The sequence below is a fragment of the Halomonas sp. IOP_31 genome, from assembly GCF_021151495.1.
Taxonomy (GTDB): Bacteria; Pseudomonadota; Gammaproteobacteria; order Pseudomonadales; family Halomonadaceae; genus Modicisalibacter; species Modicisalibacter zincidurans.
Window position 1 is genome coordinate 253,496 of the sequence record NZ_JAIRBP010000001.1, and the last position, 15,223, is coordinate 268,718.

The following is a 15,223-nucleotide window of genomic DNA, read 5'->3' on the forward strand; positions in this document are numbered from 1 at the left end:
CCATGCTGCAAACGGTCATCATCGCGCCTCCTCAAGCGCCGCTCTCAAGGCACGACTCCACAGCCTGGGCCAGGGTCGTGTCGTCGGCTGGCCAGCGCCGCTTCAAACGCGCTCGGCAATGATCTCTTTCCACTTCGCCGGTCCCGTCTGGTGCACGGACTCGCCCCGGGAGTCGACGGCGACGGTCACCGGCATGTCCTCGATCTCGAACTCATAGATCGCCTCCATGCCCAGATCCTCGAAGCCCATCACCCGGGATTTCTTGATCGCCTGGGCCACCAGGTAGGCAGCGCCGCCCACGGCCATCAGATACACCGCGCGATTGTCGCGGATCGCCTCGATCGCCAGCGGGCCGCGCTCGGCCTTGCCGACCATCCCCAGCAGGCCGGTCTGCTCGAGCATGGTGCGGGTGAACTTGTCCATGCGCGTGGCGGTGGTCGGCCCGGCCGGCCCCACTACCTCGTCGCGGATCGGGTCGACAGGGCCAACGTAGTAGATGAACCGCCCCTTGAGATCCACCGGCAGCGCCTCGCCCTTGGCCAGCATGTCGACCATGCGCTTGTGGGCCGCATCCCGGCCGGTCAGGAGCTTGCCGTTGAGCAGCAAGGTATCGCCAGGCTGCCAGGTCTGCACCTCGTCGGCAGTGATGGCGTCCAGATCGACGCGCTTGACGTTGCCGCCGACTTCGCGGGTGATCTCGGGCCAATCCTCCAGCTTGGGCGCCGGCAGTTCGGCGGCGCCGCTGCCATCCAGGCTGAAGTGCACATGCCGCGTGGCGGCGCAGTTGGGAATGATCGCCACCGGCTTGTTGGCGGCGTGGGTCGGGTAGTCCCTGACCTTGATGTCGAGCACCGTGGTCAGTCCGCCCAGGCCCTGGGCGCCGATGCCGGTCCTGTTGACCTTGTGGTAGAGTTCGAGGCGCAGCTCCTCGGCGCGATTCTCGGCGCCACGGGCCTGGAGTTCCTGGATATCGATGGGATCGAGCAGCGATTCCTTGGCGAGCTCCATGGCTTTCTCGGCGGTGCCGCCGATACCGATCCCGAGCATTCCCGGCGGGCACCAGCCAGCCCCCATCCTGGGCAATTGCTCGAGCACCCAATCGACCACGCTGTCCGAGGGGTTGAGCATCGCGAATTTGGACTTGGCCTCGCTGCCCCCGCCCTTGGCGGCGACATGCACCTCGACGCTGTCGCCCGGAACCAGCTTGTGGTGGATCACCGCCGGCGTGTTGTCCTTGGTATTGGCGCGCTTGCCGTCCGGGTCGGCGAGCAGCGAGGCGCGCAGCACGTTGTCGGGGTTCAGGTAGGCCCGCCGTACGCCTTCGTTGATCATGTCGTCGAGGCTCATGTCGGCTTCCCAGCGCACGTTCATGCCGACGTGCACGAACACCGTGACGATGCCGGTGTCCTGGCAGATCGGCCGATGACCGGTGGCGCACATCCGCGAATTGATCAGGATCTGGGCGATGGCATCGCGTGCCGCCGGGTTCTCTTCCCGCTGGTAGGCCGCATGCATGGCCTCGATGAAGTCCTTGGGGTGGTAATAGGAGATGTACTGCAGGGCATCGGCGACGCTCTGGATCAAGTCGTCCTGGCGAATCACGGTCATGGGGTCGGGGCTCCTTGGGTCACGCTCGCGCTGACAAACGGCCGCCACAGGCAGGTCAGGCTACCCGGCGGATTCGGGATGGCGGGATTATACCGCAACGGCCTGAAGACAGGCAGGCATAGGAAATCATGTATGATCGGACAAGCATAGATAACGGTATAAATAGCCACCCGAGGGAACGCCCATCTGCCGTCAAGATCAGGCAAGGGCGATACCCTCGCCCGACCTGCGCGGTGCGCAAGCGATTATTTGAGCTCGATCAAGCGGGCGTTGAGGGTCTGGACTCGGTCACGTAGCCGCGCGGCTTCCTCGAACTCGAGATTGTGCGCCGCCTCGTGCATGGCGTCTTCGATCTTGCCGATCTCGCGAGTCAGCTCGGGGACCGTGAGATTGCGCAGCGCCTCGATGCCATACTCCCCCGGGCCCTCGGCAACCTTGCGCTCGCTCTTGCGCCGGCTGCCCTTCTTGCCCGGCGTCTGAGCGCCTTCCATGATGTCGGCGACCGACTTGGTCACGGTGCGCGGCACGATGCCATGCGCCTCGTTGTGGGCGATCTGCTTGTTACGCCGCCGCTCGGTCTCGTCGATCGCCCGACGCATCGAGTCGGTCACCCGGTCGCCGTAGAGGATCGCCTTGCCGTTGGCGTTGCGCGCGGCGCGGCCGATGGTCTGGATCAAAGAGCGCTCGGCACGCAGGAAGCCCTCCTTGTCGGCGTCGAGGATCGCCACCAGCGACACTTCGGGAATGTCCAGGCCCTCGCGCAGCAGGTTGATGCCCACCAGTACGTCGAACTTGCCGAGTCGCAGGTCGCGCAGGATCTCGACCCGTTCCACGGTATCGATGTCCGAATGCAGGTAGCGCACGCGGATGTCATGCTCGTCGAGGTACTCGGTCAGATCCTCGGCCATGCGTTTGGTCAGGGTAGTCACCAGCACCCGCTCGCCGACCTCGGTGCGCAGACGAATCTCCGAGAGCAGGTCGTCGACCTGGGTCGAGGCCGGGCGCACCTCGATCTCGGGGTCGACCAGCCCGGTCGGGCGCACCACCTGCTCGACCACCTGGCCGGCGTGCTTCGCCTCGTAGGGGCCGGGGGTGGCCGAGACGAACACCGTCTGCGGGCAGATCCGCTCCCACTCCTCGAAGGTCATCGGCCGGTTGTCGAGCGCCGACGGCAGGCGAAAGCCATACTCGACCAGGGTCTCCTTGCGCGAACGGTCGCCTTTGTACATGCCGCCCACCTGCGGCACGCTGACGTGGGATTCGTCGATGAACAGGATCGCCTCGGGGGGCAGGTAATCGAAGAAGGTCGGCGGCGGCTCGCCCGGTTGGCGTCCCGAGAGATAGCGCGAGTAGTTCTCGATGCCGTTGCAGTAGCCCAGCTCGTGCATCATTTCCAGGTCGTAGAGCGTGCGCTGTTCGAGGCGCTGGGCCTCGACCAGCTTGTCGTGATTGCGCAGCCACTCGAGACGCTCGGCGAGCTCGGCCTTGATCCGGTCGGCGGCGGCGAGGATCGTCTCGCGCGGCGTGACGTAGTGGCTCTTGGGGTAGATGGTCATGCGCGGCAGCTTGCCGCGCATTTCGCCGGTCAGCGGATCGAACAGGCTGATCGTCTCGATCTCGTCGTCGAACAGCTCGATGCGCACCGCCTCCTCCTCGGAATCGGCGGGAAACACGTCGATCACGTCGCCGCGCACCCGGTAGGTGCCGCGCCGGAAATCCATGTCGTTGCGGGTGTACTGCAACTCGGCGAGCCGACGCAGGAAGGCGCGCTGGTCGATCTGCTCGCCGCGATTGAAGTGCAGGCGCATCTTCAGGTACTGGTCCGGGTCGCCCAGCCCGTAGATCGCCGACACCGAGGCCACGATCAGCGAGTCGCGGCGTTCGAGCAGCGCCTTGGTCGCCGACAACCGCATCTGCTCGATATGGTCGTTGATCGAGGCATCCTTCTCGATGAAGGTATCCGACGAGGGCACATAGGCCTCGGGCTGGTAGTAATCGTAATAGGACACGAAATACTCCACCGCGTTGTCGGGCAAAAACGACTTGAACTCGCCGTAGAGCTGCGCGGCCAGCGTCTTGTTGGGCGCCAGCACGATGGTCGGGCGCTGCAGGCGTTCGACCACGTTGGCCATGGTGAAGGTCTTGCCCGAACCGGTGACGCCGAGCAGGGTCTGGTGCGCCAGACCCGCCTCGAGGCCCTTGACCAGCCCCTCGATGGCGGTGGGCTGATCGCCCGCCGGACGGTACCTGGATTGGATGCGAAATGGCTTGCTCATGGGCCTGAAATGGTAGCGATGCGGTGAAAGTTCAAGCGCTCGCACCCAGATCCGAGGCCAACTGGCTGCGAATCTCGACGGTCGAGTCGGTGATCAGGCGATGGATCGGGCAGCGGTCGCTGATCTCGAGCAGGCGTTGGCGCTGATCGGGATCGTCGATCCCTGCGAAGGCCAATGACACATAAAGATAATAACGCCCATGGCGTTCCTCGCGGTCGTTGCGAGTCACGGTGACCGTGACTCCGCTCAGTGGCCACTGCTTGCGCCGGGCGTACATGCGCGCGGTGATCGCCTTGCAGGCGCCCAGCGCCAGGTCGAAGTAGTCGTGCGGATCGGGCGCACTCTCGTCGCCGCCGACGATGGCCGGCGCATCGACGAACAGGTCGTCGAAATGCTCCAGCTCGACGCGCTGGCGCAGGCTGTGGCCGTCGCTGCTGATCACCGTGATCGTCATGCATGCTCCTGTTCTCTGCAGCGCGCCTCGCTCAGCGGCCGCCTTGCTCAGTTGACGGTGACGCCGAGCCGTTCGACCGCCTTGATCAGTGCCGCGCGGTTCATGCGGCCCTCGACATCGGCGCCATGGCGACCGACCTCGGCACTCTCGACGCCGTCGACCATCATCAGTTCGCTGGTCAGACGATTGACCAGGTCGGCCTCCTCGACGCCCTCGAAGGTCAAAGACACGTGCGCCATGCCGGATGCTCCCGTTTCGCTGCTGATTATGTGCGCCCAAGTCTAGCATGCGCCGCGCACCGCGGACGCCGCCGCATGCCACGACAGCCCAGACGCACCCAGGAGCCTGTCGGACCTGGCATTGACCTGCTGCGTATCCCGACCTTTCCACCAACTCGGCCACAGCGTCAGGCCGGCGAAGGCTATTCCTCCGCCTGCTCTCGATCGGTTCCAGGCCGCTGCCTGCCTACCTGGTGCCAGTTGCGCCCGTCGCGCCCGATCAGTTCGCTGGCGCTCGCCGGGCCATCCTCCCCGGCCGCGTACCCATCGGTACGCGGATCATCCTTCCAGGCCTCCAGGAATGGCTGTACGGCCCGCCAACCGTTCTCGATGGTGTCGGCGCGTTGAAAGAGCATCTGGTCGCCGCTCAGACAGTCATAGAGCAGGGTTTCGTAGCCGGTCGAGGGGGGAAGCGCGAAGAAATCCTCGTAGGCAAAGCCCATCTGGACGGTTTCCAGGTCCAGGGTGGGTCCAGGCCGTTTGGCCTCGAAGTCCAGCCATATGCCTTCATCCGGCTGGATCTGAATGATCAGATAGTTGGGCTCGAGTCGGTCTACTCTCGTATCGCGGAACTGAGCATAGGGCGCCGGCTTGAAGCAGATGGCGATTTCGGTATCGCGGGCGCCCATGCGCTTGCCGGTGCGCAGGTAAAAGGGCACGCCCGCCCAACGCCAATTGTCGATCACGAGTTTGATGGCGACATAGGTTTCGGTATTGCTGTCGGCGTCGACATCGGGCTCGTCGCGATAGCCCGGGACCGGCTCGCCTTTCAAGGTGCCCGCCCGATACTGCCCACGCGCGGAGTTATACCGGGCCTCTTCCATCGACCAGGGACGGATGGCGCCCAGCAGCTTGGATTTCTCGCTGCGCAGGGCATCGGCGTCGAAGGCGGCGGGCGGCTCGATCGCCACCATCGCCAGCAGCTGAAACAGATGATTGGGCAGCATGTCGCGCAGGGCGCCGTTCTTGTCGTAAAAGTTGCCGCGCTGCTCCACGCCCACGGTTTCGGCGGCGGTGATCTGGATATGATCGATGTAATGGTTGTTCCAGAGCGGTTCGAACAGCACGTTGGCAAAACGCGCCACCAGAACATTCTGGACCGTTTCCTTGCCGAGAAAATGGTCGATGCGATAGATCTGATGCTCCGCCATGACCGCGAGCAGGCGCTCATTGAGCGCCCGCGCCGAGGCGAGATCATGGCCGAACGGCTTCTCGACCAGGACGCGCCGATACTGCTCGGCAGCTTCTTGCAGCAATCCGGCGTCACCCAATCGCTCGGCGATGTCGGCAAAGAAACGCGGCGCAGTCGCGAGATAGAACAGGGCATTGCGTGTCGGGCTCGCCTGGATGGCCCGAGTGATCTGTCGATAGGTGTCGGCCTGGGTGAAATCACCTTGGATATAGCGCAGCCGTTGGGCAAAGTCCGGCCATTGCTCGAGGTCGATCTCACCGGCCTCGGCATCCGGGTCGTCCGCCTGGGCGGCGAGGAAGTCGGCCAGATGCCGGCGAAAGCTCTCGTCATTGCCCGACACATGATCGATGCCCACGATCTGCAGCGCCGGATCGAGCAGGCCCGTGCGGAAAAGCGAATAGAGCGAAGGAACGAGCAGACGCTTGACCAGATCGCCGCTGGCGCCGAACAGGAACAGCGTGGCCGGAGGGGCCGTGGGGGCTTGTGAAGATTGAGAGTAAGCCATGATTCCTTATTCCTTACTGAACGTCGGGCCTTGTTGAAGCCTCGGGATGCCAAGCCGCATCGCTGGAACGCCGCTGCGGTCCGCAGGCGTTACGGTTTCTGCGCCCGACTCTGATTCGCCGAGTGTCGCGGGCTGTCGCGAAGCAGCCTGCGCGTCACGCCATTGGTCCAGCCGAAGCCATCCTGCAGCGGATATTCGCCGCCACCGCCGCCGACTGCACCCGCCTGCATGGGAATCAGCGAATACTTCTCGATCAGCTTGTTCTTGCGCTCGTAGAGTTTGCCGACCGTCTTGAGCCAGCGATCCGAGATGTCCTGAGCGAGCGCCGTCTCGTCATACTGATCAAAACCGCGCTTTGCCAGCCATTGCAGCGGGGCCCAGCCGTTGGGATGATCCCATTGCTGATCGCTGTCGATCTCGGTGGTGGCGATGCCCCCGGCGCTGAGCAGCCGCTGGCGGACCGTGCTGGCGATGCGCCGCGCCTGCTCGCGACTGGCCAGACCAACGTAGAGCGGGGTTACCGTCGCCGCAGTCAGCGCCGTGCACAGCCGGCCACGCTGCCAGTCGAAATCGAAAAAGGCGCCGGCCCGCTCGTCCCACATGACACGCCCGATCGCCTGAGCGCGCTCGTCCGCCTTGCGTTGAAAGTGCCTGGAGGTTTCGATATCGCCACCCATCGCGCTGAGCCGTGCGATCTGGGTTTCGAGTTTGAACAGGAAGCTGTTGAGATCGACCGGCAGCAGGGCCGTGGTGCGTATGCTTGCCAGCTGCTGCGCATCGTCGAGCCATCGCGAGCTGAAATCCCACCCCGAGGCCGCCCCGGCGCGTAGATCGCGATAGACCTCTCGGGCCGGGCGCGTCGATTGCCGAGCCGTCAGTACGTCCTCGAGATACGCCTCCTCGCGGGGCGTGTCGCGCTCGTCCCAATAGCGGTTGAGCAGGGTGCCGTCGCCCAGGTGGACGCAACTGCGGTGAGCCTCGCCGGGGCGCAGGGTGTCGGCGCCGGCCATCCAGTAGGCGTACTCCTTGCGCAGCTGCGGCAGGTAGTCGAGCGAACGCCTGATGACCCCGTAGCGGGCGAACAGATCGACCATCATGGCGAATACCGGCGGCTGCGAGCGGCTGAGGTAATAGGTGCGATTGCCGTTGGGAACGTGCCCGTAGGTATCGATCAGATAGGCGAAGTTGCCGGCCATGGCGCGCATCAGGTGCGGGCGGCCGCTCTCGGCAAGACCCAGCATCGTGAAGTGCGAATCCCAATAGTACAGTTCGCGAAAGCGCCCTCCCGGCACCACGTAGGCATAGGGTAACGGCAACAGCGACGAGTACCTGGGGTGTTGCTGGGGACGGCGCGTGAGTACGTCCCACAGACCGTCGATATGCACCCGCAGTGGCTGTTCGGGTGGCGAGACGTAATTGCTGAACGGCTCGCGCTCTGGGATGAAGTGCTCGTCGACGAAACTGGCGAGATCGAAGCCCGGCGTATCCTTGCGTGCCCGGTAAGCCGCCAGAATCGCCTCGGGGTCCTGACGCGGGATGCAATCGACGAATGTTTTGCTGTCGTCGAAGATCCGGCCGCACTGCACGGCGATGAACAATTCGGCGTAGCGATCGGCCGGCGTCAATGGATCGGCCGGCGCGACCTGGCTGACCCGAGCGTGAGGGTCGCTACCGGATACATCGCGATCGTCCATGGTGTCTCCCTTCGCAAGCCAGCGCACGCTGGCGGCCGGCAGTGTACGGTGGACCAGTGGCCAACACCCGCCGGCCCTCAATGAATTGTAAGAATAATAGCTTACGCCTGGCGGTCCCGTGTTCGACGGTGGCAGACGCCAGTCGACGAACACCTTGCATTCAGCGCGCCACATCCCCATTACTCAGACCTTGATATCAATTAACGCCTTGCCTCCCGGGGCGCTATAAGCGTAGGAGACTGCATGAGCGACTGGACCGCCCACCTTGAACAGCACGGTGCCCGCCTCGTCGACGAGCGGCATATCGAGTTCGGCGCGCAGGAATCCGCAGCGAGCGCACGGCAGCAGAGTCTACTCGCGCCGCTGATCCACTTCGCGGTACTCGAGATCGCCGGGGCGGATGCCGAACGTTTCCTGCAGGGCCAGACCAGCGCGCAATTGAAGCTCGCCGACGGCAGTTTCGCCGCCCCCACCAGCTTCTGCACGGCCAAGGGTCGCATGCTCGCCAACGGCCAATTGATGCGTGTCGACGAGGCGCGCTTCTGGCTATTGCTGGATGCCAGCCTGCTCGAGCCGCTGCGCAGCCATCTGGCCAAGTTCGCGGTGTTCTACAAGGTCGAGCTGACGCCGCGCGACGACCTCGCGGTACTCGGGCTGATCGGACACGACGGCCCGCCGCTGGTCGAACGCCGGCTCGATGCGACGGCGCCGACCACCTGGCAACAGATTGCGCTCGGTGGCGGCGTGGTGCTGCGCCACCCCGGCGACCTGCCGCGTCTGGTATTGTGCCTGCCACACGACGAGGCCATCGGCGCCTGGCAGAACCTGGCCCACGAGACGCTGCCGATTGGCAATGGCGTATGGCAGTTGCACGATATCCGGGCTGGCCTGGCGTGGCTCGAAGTGAGCCTGCAGGACAGCTACCTGCCGCAGATGTTCAACTGGGAAGCGCTGGGCGGCATCAGTTTCAAGAAGGGCTGCTACACCGGTCAGGAGGTGGTCGCCCGCGCGCATTTCCGCGGCCAGGTCAAGAAGCGCCTGGCACGCGGGCGATTCGAGGGCGATACGCTACCCGAGCCGGGCAGCGCCGTCAGCGACGCCGACGGCAAGTCACGTGGCGATGTGGTTGCCGCGGCGAGCGATGGCGACGGGCGTGTGGAAATCCTCGCGGTGATGACCACCCGCGAGGTCAGCGAGCCGCTGACGGTCGGCGGGCAGCGCCTCGAATGGCTCGAACTGCCCTACCCGCTCGAACGCCTCGACCCCGAGATGCTGGCCACCAGCGGAGGCTGACGCCCGTCAAGCGGCGATGCCGAACAGCCGCCGGGTATTGGTGGCACTGTGAGCCGTCACCTCGGCGACGCTCTGACCGCGCACCTTGGCGACCTGCTCGGCCACCCGCGCGATCCGGGCCGGCTCGTTGCGCTGACCCTGAAAGCCGCACAGCGGCATGTCGGGGCTGTCCGTTTCCAGCACGTAACCGTCGTCGGGCAGCGCCGCCACGGCGCGCTGCAACCGCTGGGCACGCGGATAGGTGGTCGCCCCGCCCAGGCCCACCACGAATCCCAGGTCGATGAAGCGCTGCGCCTGGTCGGCGCTGCCGGCGAACGCGTGGATCAAGCCGCCGGCCGGCAGTTCGAGCTGACGCAGTCGCTTGCCGAGCTTGTCGTTGGCGTGCACGCAGTGCAGGATCACCGGCAGGCGACGCGCCTTGGCCAACTTCAACTGGCCGTCGAGCAGTCGCCATTGGGCATCGAGGGTGTCCTTAAAGCGCGTATCGATGCCGCACTCGCCCAGCGCCACGACTTCGGGATGCGCGTCCAGCGCCTGCGCCAGCGCCTCGAGGTCATTTTCCTCGGCGTGGCGATCCATGAAGGCGGGATGCAGGCCCAACGCAATGCTGACGTCGTCGCGCCCGCCCAGCGCGACGACCCGCGGCCAACTGTCCCGGGTCGTCCCAGGCACCACGAAATGGCCGACGCCCGCGGCGTGGGCGCGCTCGAACATCGCCTGGCGATCGGCGTCGAATGCCGCGAAATCGAGATGGCAGTGAGCGTCGATGAGCATAAGCGTAAGCCGTAAGCCGTAAGCCGTAAGCCGTAAGCCAGGAAGTTGCCACTAGTCGAGCCAGTGGCAACGGTTTTTCTTACAGCTTACAGCTTACAGCTTATAGCTTACAGCTCCGGGCGCAGCCCGCTCAGTGCTCGCGGGTGGCGTTGAAGCGCACCTCGGGCCAGCGCTCCTGGGTCATCTGCAGATTGACGCGGGTCGGCGCAATATAGGTAAGGTAGCCGCCACCATCCAGGGCCAGGTTGCTGCTGGCCTTGCGCCGGAACTCGTCGAGTTTCCTGGCGTCGTCGCAGTACACCCAGCGCGCGGTCTGCACATTGACCGCCTCGTAGATGCAGTCGACCTTGTACTCCTCCCTGAGCCGGTGGGCGACCACGTCGAACTGCAGCGAGCCCACCGCGCCGAGGATCAGGTCGTTGTTGTCGAGCGGCATGAAGACCTGGGTCGCGCCCTCCTCGGAGAGCTGCTGAAGCCCCTTCTGCAGCGCCTTGGTCTTGAGCGGATCGCGTAGCCGCACGCGCTTGAAGAGCTCCGGGGCGAAGTGCGGGATGCCGGTGAAGCGCATCTCCTCGCCGACGGTGAAGGTGTCGCCGATCTGGATGGTGCCGTGGTTGTGCAGGCCAATGATGTCGCCCGGCCAGGCCTGTTCGACCTGCGCCCGGTCGGAGGCCATGAAGGTCAGCGCGTCGGCAATCTTGACGTCCTTGCCGATCCGTACATGGCGCATCTTCATGTTCTTCTCGTACTTGCCCGAGCAGACCCGCAGGAAGGCCACCCGGTCGCGGTGCTTGGGGTCCATGTTGGCCTGGATCTTGAATACGAAGCCGGAAAAGCGCTCGTCGTCGGCGCTGACGTCGCGGGTATCGGTCTCGCGGGCCTGCGGCATCGGCGCGTACTCGACGAAGCCGTCGAGCATCTCGCGCACGCCGAAGTTGCCCATCGCGGTGCCGAAGTAGACCGGCGTCAGCTCGCCGCGGCGATACGCCTCGAGGTCGAATTCGTGCGATGCCCCGCGCACCAGCTCGACCTCCATGCGCAGCTCCTCGGCCTGATCGGCGCCCAGCACCTCGTCGACCTCGGGGTTGGCGAGCCCCTCGATGCGCACGTCATCGGGGATGCGGCTGCCCTGGCCCTGCTTGTAGAGATGGATGACGTCGTTGTAGAGATGGTAGACGCCGCGGAAATGCCGCCCCATGCCGATCGGCCAGGTCATCGGCGCGCACTGGATGTTCAGGACGGTCTCGACCTCGTCCATCACCTCGACCGGATCGCGGGTGTCGCGGTCCATCTTGTTGATGAAGGTCAGAATCGGCGTGGTGCGCAGCCGGCAGACCTCCATCAGCTTGATGGTGCGGGCCTCGACGCCCTTGGCGCCGTCGATCACCATCAGCGCCGAGTCCACCGCGGTCAGGGTGCGGTAGGTGTCCTCGGAGAAGTCCTCGTGCCCGGGCGTGTCGAGCAGATTGACGATCCGCCCGTTGTACGGGAACTGCATCACCGAGGTGGTCACCGAGATGCCGCGCTCCTGCTCCATCTTCATCCAGTCGGAAGTGGCATGCCGGTCGTTGCGCTTGCTCTTCACCGAGCCGGCCAGCTGGATGGCGTTGCCGAACAGCAGCATCTTCTCGGTGATAGTGGTCTTGCCCGCGTCGGGGTGGGAAATAATGGCAAAAGTTCTTCTAAGCCCGGCTTCTTGGGCTATCTGGCTGGCTGTCATTCGTGGGATCGCTGGTCTGGGTACATCCGTCGCGGCGCACATCGCCGCGCCCGGCTGACGTGAATGGGCTGGCGATCAATTCTACGGGCTACACGATCCGAGTTGTAGCCTGACGCCGGGCGAGTTCGGTTATCATGCGCGAATCAGCCCACCGGAGAGCCCATGCAACAGCCGCCCCCCCTGCCCTTGTCGACCCCCAACCGCAACCTGGTCCGGCTGACCTTCGTGCGCGGCATCACCTGGACCGGCTTTCTCGCGGCGATCATCATCGGCATCGAGATCTTCGACTTCCAGTTGAGCGTCACCCCGGTGATCGGCGTGATCGGCGCCATGGGGCTGATCAATATCGCCAGTTGGTGGCGGCTCGGCCGGCCCCGCTCGGTTACCGATCTGGAATATCTGCTGCATCTGCTCGCCGACATCGCCGGGTTGACGCTGCTGTTCTACTACACCGGCGGAGCGACCAATCCGTTCATTTCCTATTACCTGGTGCCGGTGACCATCGCCGCCGCCACGCTGCCCTGGCGCCACGCCTGGATCATCGCCAGCGCCGCGCTGACCGGCTACACCTTCCTGATGCTGTTCTACGAGCCGGTCCCGCAGCTCAGCCCCGCCGTGGTCGGCCTCGGTATCAGCCTGCACGTGCTTGGCATGTGGCTGAATTTCGGCCTGTCGGCAAGCCTGGTAACCTTTTTCATCTACAAGATGGCGCATGCCCTGCGGCGTCGCGACAGGGCGCTGTCGCGGACCCGCGAGGCGGCACTGCGCAACGAACAGGTGCTCGCGGTGGCCACCCAGGCCGCGGGTACCGCCCATGAACTGGGCACGCCGCTGTCGACCATGGCGGTACTGCTCACCGAGATGCGCCGCGACACCGTCGACCAGCCAACGCTGACGGCCGATATCGACCTGTTGCGCCAGCAGGTCGATACCTGCAAGGCGCGCCTTCAGCAACTGGTCGCCAACGCCGACCGGCGACGCCTCGCCGAGCCCGATTCGCGCCCCGCCGTCGCCTGGCTCGAGCAGGTGATCCAGCGCTGGCTGGTGCTGCGCCCGGATGTCACCCACCGGGTCGAGATCCTCGGCAAGCGCGGCACGCCGCTGCTGGCGATCGACGCGACGCTGGAGCAGGCGCTGATGAACCTGCTCAACAATGCCGCCGACGCCAACCCCGAGGATATCGTCATCAGTCTCGACTGGAACGCCGACGAGGTGATCATCGATATCCGCGATCACGGCCCCGGAGTGGCCATGTCGATCGCCGACCAGCTCGGCGACACCTTCGTATCGACCAAGACCAAGAGCAAGGGCATGGGCATCGGGCTGTTTCTCACCCACGCCACCATCAACCGCTTCGCCGGCGGGGTGAGCCTGTACAATCACGAAGAGGGCGGCACGCTGACCGAGGTCAAGCTGCCTCGCCTGCTTGCCGGCCAATGAGCGGCCGCCACACCCATCGCAGTAGGGAATATCGCCATGCCAACCCCTGAACGCCTGCTGATCGTCGACGACGACGAGATATTCTGCCGCGTCATGGAGCGCGCGCTGAGCCGCCGCGGTTACGAGGTGATGACCGCGGTGGACGCCGATCAGGCGCTGAGCCTGGCTCAGCAAGCGCCACCCCAGCTGGCCACGCTGGATCTCAAGCTCGAACACTCGTCGGGGCTCAAGCTGCTGCCCGAGCTGCTGGAAATCGTGCCGGAGTGCCGCATCGTGGTATTGACCGGCTATTCGAGCATCGCCACCGCCGTCGAGGCGATCAAGCTGGGCGCGGTCAACTACCTGTGCAAGCCGGTCGATGCCGACGAAGTGCTTGCCGCCTTCGAGCGCGACGACGGCGACCCGGACATCGACATCGCCGACCACCCGCCATCGATCAACCGCGTCACCTGGGAACATATCCAGAAAGTCCTCCAGGAGCACGACGGCAACATCTCGGCGACCGCCCGCGCGCTGGGCATGCACCGCCGGACCCTGCAGCGCAAGCTGCAAAAGCGCCCGGTCAAGCGCTAGCCAAGCGATGGTCCTCGTATCGGCCCTCGCCCGGGGCGGTGCTAGACTGACGCCAGCGCACACATCGACCAGGAGGAATCATGCAGCTTGCCGAGCGGCTCGCCATCGCCACCGACATCGCCGAAGAAGCCGGCCGGGAGATTCTCGCAGCCCGCGCGAATCCCTCCTACGAGAAGCGCTATAAAAAGGGCAGCGAGCTGGTCACCGATGTCGACGTCGCCATCGATCGAATGATCAGCCAGCGCCTCGAACAGCACTTTCCCGGCGAGCCCCGGCTCAGCGAGGAGCTTACCCCGGACCGGGAAACCCTCGATCAACGCGGACCGCTGTGGGTCGTCGACCCCATCGACGGCACGGTCAACTTCGCCCAAGGCCTGCCGCATGTGGCGGTATCGATCGGCTGGGCGCTCGACGGCAAGATCCAGGTCGGCGTGGTACACGCACCGATCCTCGGCGAAACCTTTACCGCGATTCGCGGCCAGGGCGCCAAGCGCGACGATCGGCAGATTCGCGCCAGTCTCGCCTCCAGACTCGAGCGCAGCCTGATCGCCACCGGCTTCCCCTATCGCCGCGACGGCCGCGCGCCGCTACTTAGGCGTTTCTCGGCGGTCATGCAGAATTGCCAGGATATACGCCGCTGCGGCTCCGCTGCGCTCGACCTGTGCAATGTCGCTTGCGGGCGACTGGACGCCTACTACGAGAGCGTCTCGCCCTGGGACTTCGCCGCCGGCCTACTGATCGCTCGCGAGGCCGGCGCCCGCACCGGTCACGTCTACGCCTGTCCCGAGGGCATAACCGAGGATCTCTACGGTGAAAATATCGTGGTTGCCGCACCCGATATCTACTCGAGCCTGCGCAAGCTGCTGAAAGATGCCGACGAGGCCCGCCACGCTGGCGATGACGCAGCTTCATAGCGCCATGCAATGACCTGGGTAGTGGCGCCCTATTGGCATACGCGGCCACGATGCCTGACAATCGGCGTCAACGTTCTAGTCAAGATTCATCAACGCTCAGGAGAGCCCATGATCACCGTTATCTTCGGACGTTCCGGTTGCCCTTTCTGTGTACGTGCCAAGGACCTTGCCGAGCGGCTCAGCACCGCACGCGATGACTTCGAGTACCGGTACATCGACATCCACGAGGAAGGCATCACCAAGGCCGACATGGAAAAGACCATCGGCAAGCCGGTCGAGACCGTGCCGCAGATCTTCGTCGATCAGACGCACATCGGCGGGTTCACCGAGTTCGACCAGTACGTACGTGAAAACGAGTTGATGCCCGAAAGCGTCAGTTGAGCGACGCAGCGCTGACCTCGAACGCCGGCCTCATGGCCGGTGTTTTCATTTCGAGGTGCCGACGGACGTGACGCAGATCAACCCGGCGACACCCTCGCTGGCCAGCCTGACGATTCCCGTC

Annotated in this window: 13 protein-coding genes; 5 read left to right on the top strand and 8 right to left on the bottom strand. The window is 64.9% G+C overall.

All coding sequences use genetic code 11. The annotated features are described in order from the left end of the window. Nucleotides 1-102: 102 nt before the first annotated feature. The 6 genes from K7I12_RS01300 to treF all read right to left on the bottom strand — a co-directional run bounded on the left by K7I12_RS01300 (nucleotide 103) and on the right by treF (nucleotide 8,007). Nucleotides 103-1,608, bottom strand: coding sequence for a fumarate hydratase (locus K7I12_RS01300; protein ID WP_031383456.1), 1,506 nt, complete (start codon nucleotides 1,606-1,608; stop codon nucleotides 103-105). A 245-nt stretch (nucleotides 1,609-1,853) separates the two neighbouring features. After that, complete coding sequence (gene uvrB / locus K7I12_RS01305; protein ID WP_231662748.1) at nucleotides 1,854-3,884, bottom strand: excinuclease ABC subunit UvrB; 2,031 nt, start codon at nucleotides 3,882-3,884, stop codon at nucleotides 1,854-1,856. A 31-nt stretch (nucleotides 3,885-3,915) separates the two neighbouring features. Further along, nucleotides 3,916-4,338 carry an OsmC family protein gene (locus K7I12_RS01310; RefSeq protein WP_231662750.1) on the bottom strand — a complete coding sequence of 141 codons (423 nt, stop codon included), beginning with the start codon at nucleotides 4,336-4,338 and terminating at the stop codon, nucleotides 3,916-3,918. Between the two features lie 47 nt (nucleotides 4,339-4,385). Further along, the gene (locus K7I12_RS01315) at nucleotides 4,386-4,577 is read right to left on the bottom strand and encodes a hypothetical protein (protein ID WP_231662751.1); all 192 of its coding nucleotides are present in this window, start codon (nucleotides 4,575-4,577) and stop codon (nucleotides 4,386-4,388) included. Nucleotides 4,578-4,759: 182 nt separating this feature from the next. Next, a complete protein-coding gene (gene zwf / locus K7I12_RS01320; protein WP_231662752.1) occupies nucleotides 4,760-6,313 on the bottom strand; it encodes a glucose-6-phosphate dehydrogenase in 1,554 nt (517 codons plus the stop codon). Nucleotides 6,314-6,402: 89 nt separating this feature from the next. After that, on the bottom strand, nucleotides 6,403-8,007 hold the full coding sequence (gene treF / locus K7I12_RS01325; protein WP_231662753.1) for an alpha,alpha-trehalase TreF: 1,605 nt from the start codon (nucleotides 8,005-8,007) through the stop codon (nucleotides 6,403-6,405). A gap of 243 nt (nucleotides 8,008-8,250) precedes the next feature. On the opposite strand from treF, the gene ygfZ reads away from it, so the two are divergent. Then, a complete protein-coding gene (gene ygfZ, locus K7I12_RS01330) occupies nucleotides 8,251-9,300 on the top strand; it encodes a CAF17-like 4Fe-4S cluster assembly/insertion protein YgfZ (RefSeq protein ID WP_231662754.1) in 1,050 nt (349 codons plus the stop codon). A 6-nt stretch (nucleotides 9,301-9,306) separates the two neighbouring features. Here the strand turns inward: ygfZ and K7I12_RS01335 are convergent, their stop codons facing one another. Next, nucleotides 9,307-10,074 carry a TatD family hydrolase gene (locus K7I12_RS01335; RefSeq protein WP_231662756.1) on the bottom strand — a complete coding sequence of 256 codons (768 nt, stop codon included), beginning with the start codon at nucleotides 10,072-10,074 and terminating at the stop codon, nucleotides 9,307-9,309. 130 nt (nucleotides 10,075-10,204) lie between these two features. Then, nucleotides 10,205-11,794: a peptide chain release factor 3 gene (locus tag K7I12_RS01340; RefSeq protein ID WP_231662758.1), complete on the bottom strand. Its 1,590-nt coding sequence runs from the start codon at nucleotides 11,792-11,794 to the stop codon at nucleotides 10,205-10,207. 162 nt (nucleotides 11,795-11,956) lie between these two features. Between K7I12_RS01340 and K7I12_RS01345 the strand changes: the two genes are divergently transcribed. From K7I12_RS01345 to K7I12_RS01360, 4 genes are all read left to right on the top strand, one after another. Continuing rightward, nucleotides 11,957-13,234 carry an ATP-binding protein gene (locus K7I12_RS01345; protein ID WP_231662759.1) on the top strand — a complete coding sequence of 426 codons (1,278 nt, stop codon included), beginning with the start codon at nucleotides 11,957-11,959 and terminating at the stop codon, nucleotides 13,232-13,234. A gap of 36 nt (nucleotides 13,235-13,270) precedes the next feature. Next, on the top strand, nucleotides 13,271-13,807 hold the full coding sequence (locus K7I12_RS01350) for a response regulator transcription factor (RefSeq protein ID WP_031383446.1): 537 nt from the start codon (nucleotides 13,271-13,273) through the stop codon (nucleotides 13,805-13,807). Nucleotides 13,808-13,887: 80 nt separating this feature from the next. Next, nucleotides 13,888-14,721, top strand: a complete 834-nt coding sequence (locus K7I12_RS01355) for an inositol monophosphatase family protein (protein WP_031383445.1) — start codon at nucleotides 13,888-13,890, stop codon at nucleotides 14,719-14,721. A gap of 108 nt (nucleotides 14,722-14,829) precedes the next feature. Then, entirely contained in the window at nucleotides 14,830-15,102 is a 273-nt protein-coding gene (locus tag K7I12_RS01360; protein WP_031383444.1) for a GrxA family glutaredoxin, read from the top strand. The last annotated feature ends 121 nt before the right edge of the window (nucleotides 15,103-15,223 follow it).

Excerpts from the sequence above, each read along its gene's own strand:
- K7I12_RS01300 (WP_031383456.1), bottom strand. The coding sequence starts at position 1,608 with ATGACCGTGATTCGCCAGGACGACTTGATCCAGAGCGTCGCCGATGCC.
- uvrB (WP_231662748.1), bottom strand. The coding sequence starts at position 3,884 with ATGAGCAAGCCATTTCGCATCCAATCCAGGTACCGTCCGGCGGGCGAT.
- K7I12_RS01310 (WP_231662750.1), bottom strand. The coding sequence starts at position 4,338 with ATGACGATCACGGTGATCAGCAGCGACGGCCACAGCCTGCGCCAGCGC.
- K7I12_RS01315 (WP_231662751.1), bottom strand. The coding sequence starts at position 4,577 with ATGGCGCACGTGTCTTTGACCTTCGAGGGCGTCGAGGAGGCCGACCTG.
- zwf (WP_231662752.1), bottom strand. The coding sequence starts at position 6,313 with ATGGCTTACTCTCAATCTTCACAAGCCCCCACGGCCCCTCCGGCCACG.
- treF (WP_231662753.1), bottom strand. The coding sequence starts at position 8,007 with ATGGACGATCGCGATGTATCCGGTAGCGACCCTCACGCTCGGGTCAGC.
- ygfZ (WP_231662754.1), top strand. The coding sequence starts at position 8,251 with ATGAGCGACTGGACCGCCCACCTTGAACAGCACGGTGCCCGCCTCGTC.
- K7I12_RS01335 (WP_231662756.1), bottom strand. The coding sequence starts at position 10,074 with ATGCTCATCGACGCTCACTGCCATCTCGATTTCGCGGCATTCGACGCC.
- K7I12_RS01340 (WP_231662758.1), bottom strand. The coding sequence starts at position 11,794 with ATGACAGCCAGCCAGATAGCCCAAGAAGCCGGGCTTAGAAGAACTTTT.
- K7I12_RS01345 (WP_231662759.1), top strand. The coding sequence starts at position 11,957 with ATGCAACAGCCGCCCCCCCTGCCCTTGTCGACCCCCAACCGCAACCTG.
- K7I12_RS01350 (WP_031383446.1), top strand. The coding sequence starts at position 13,271 with ATGCCAACCCCTGAACGCCTGCTGATCGTCGACGACGACGAGATATTC.
- K7I12_RS01355 (WP_031383445.1), top strand. The coding sequence starts at position 13,888 with ATGCAGCTTGCCGAGCGGCTCGCCATCGCCACCGACATCGCCGAAGAA.
- K7I12_RS01360 (WP_031383444.1), top strand. The coding sequence starts at position 14,830 with ATGATCACCGTTATCTTCGGACGTTCCGGTTGCCCTTTCTGTGTACGT.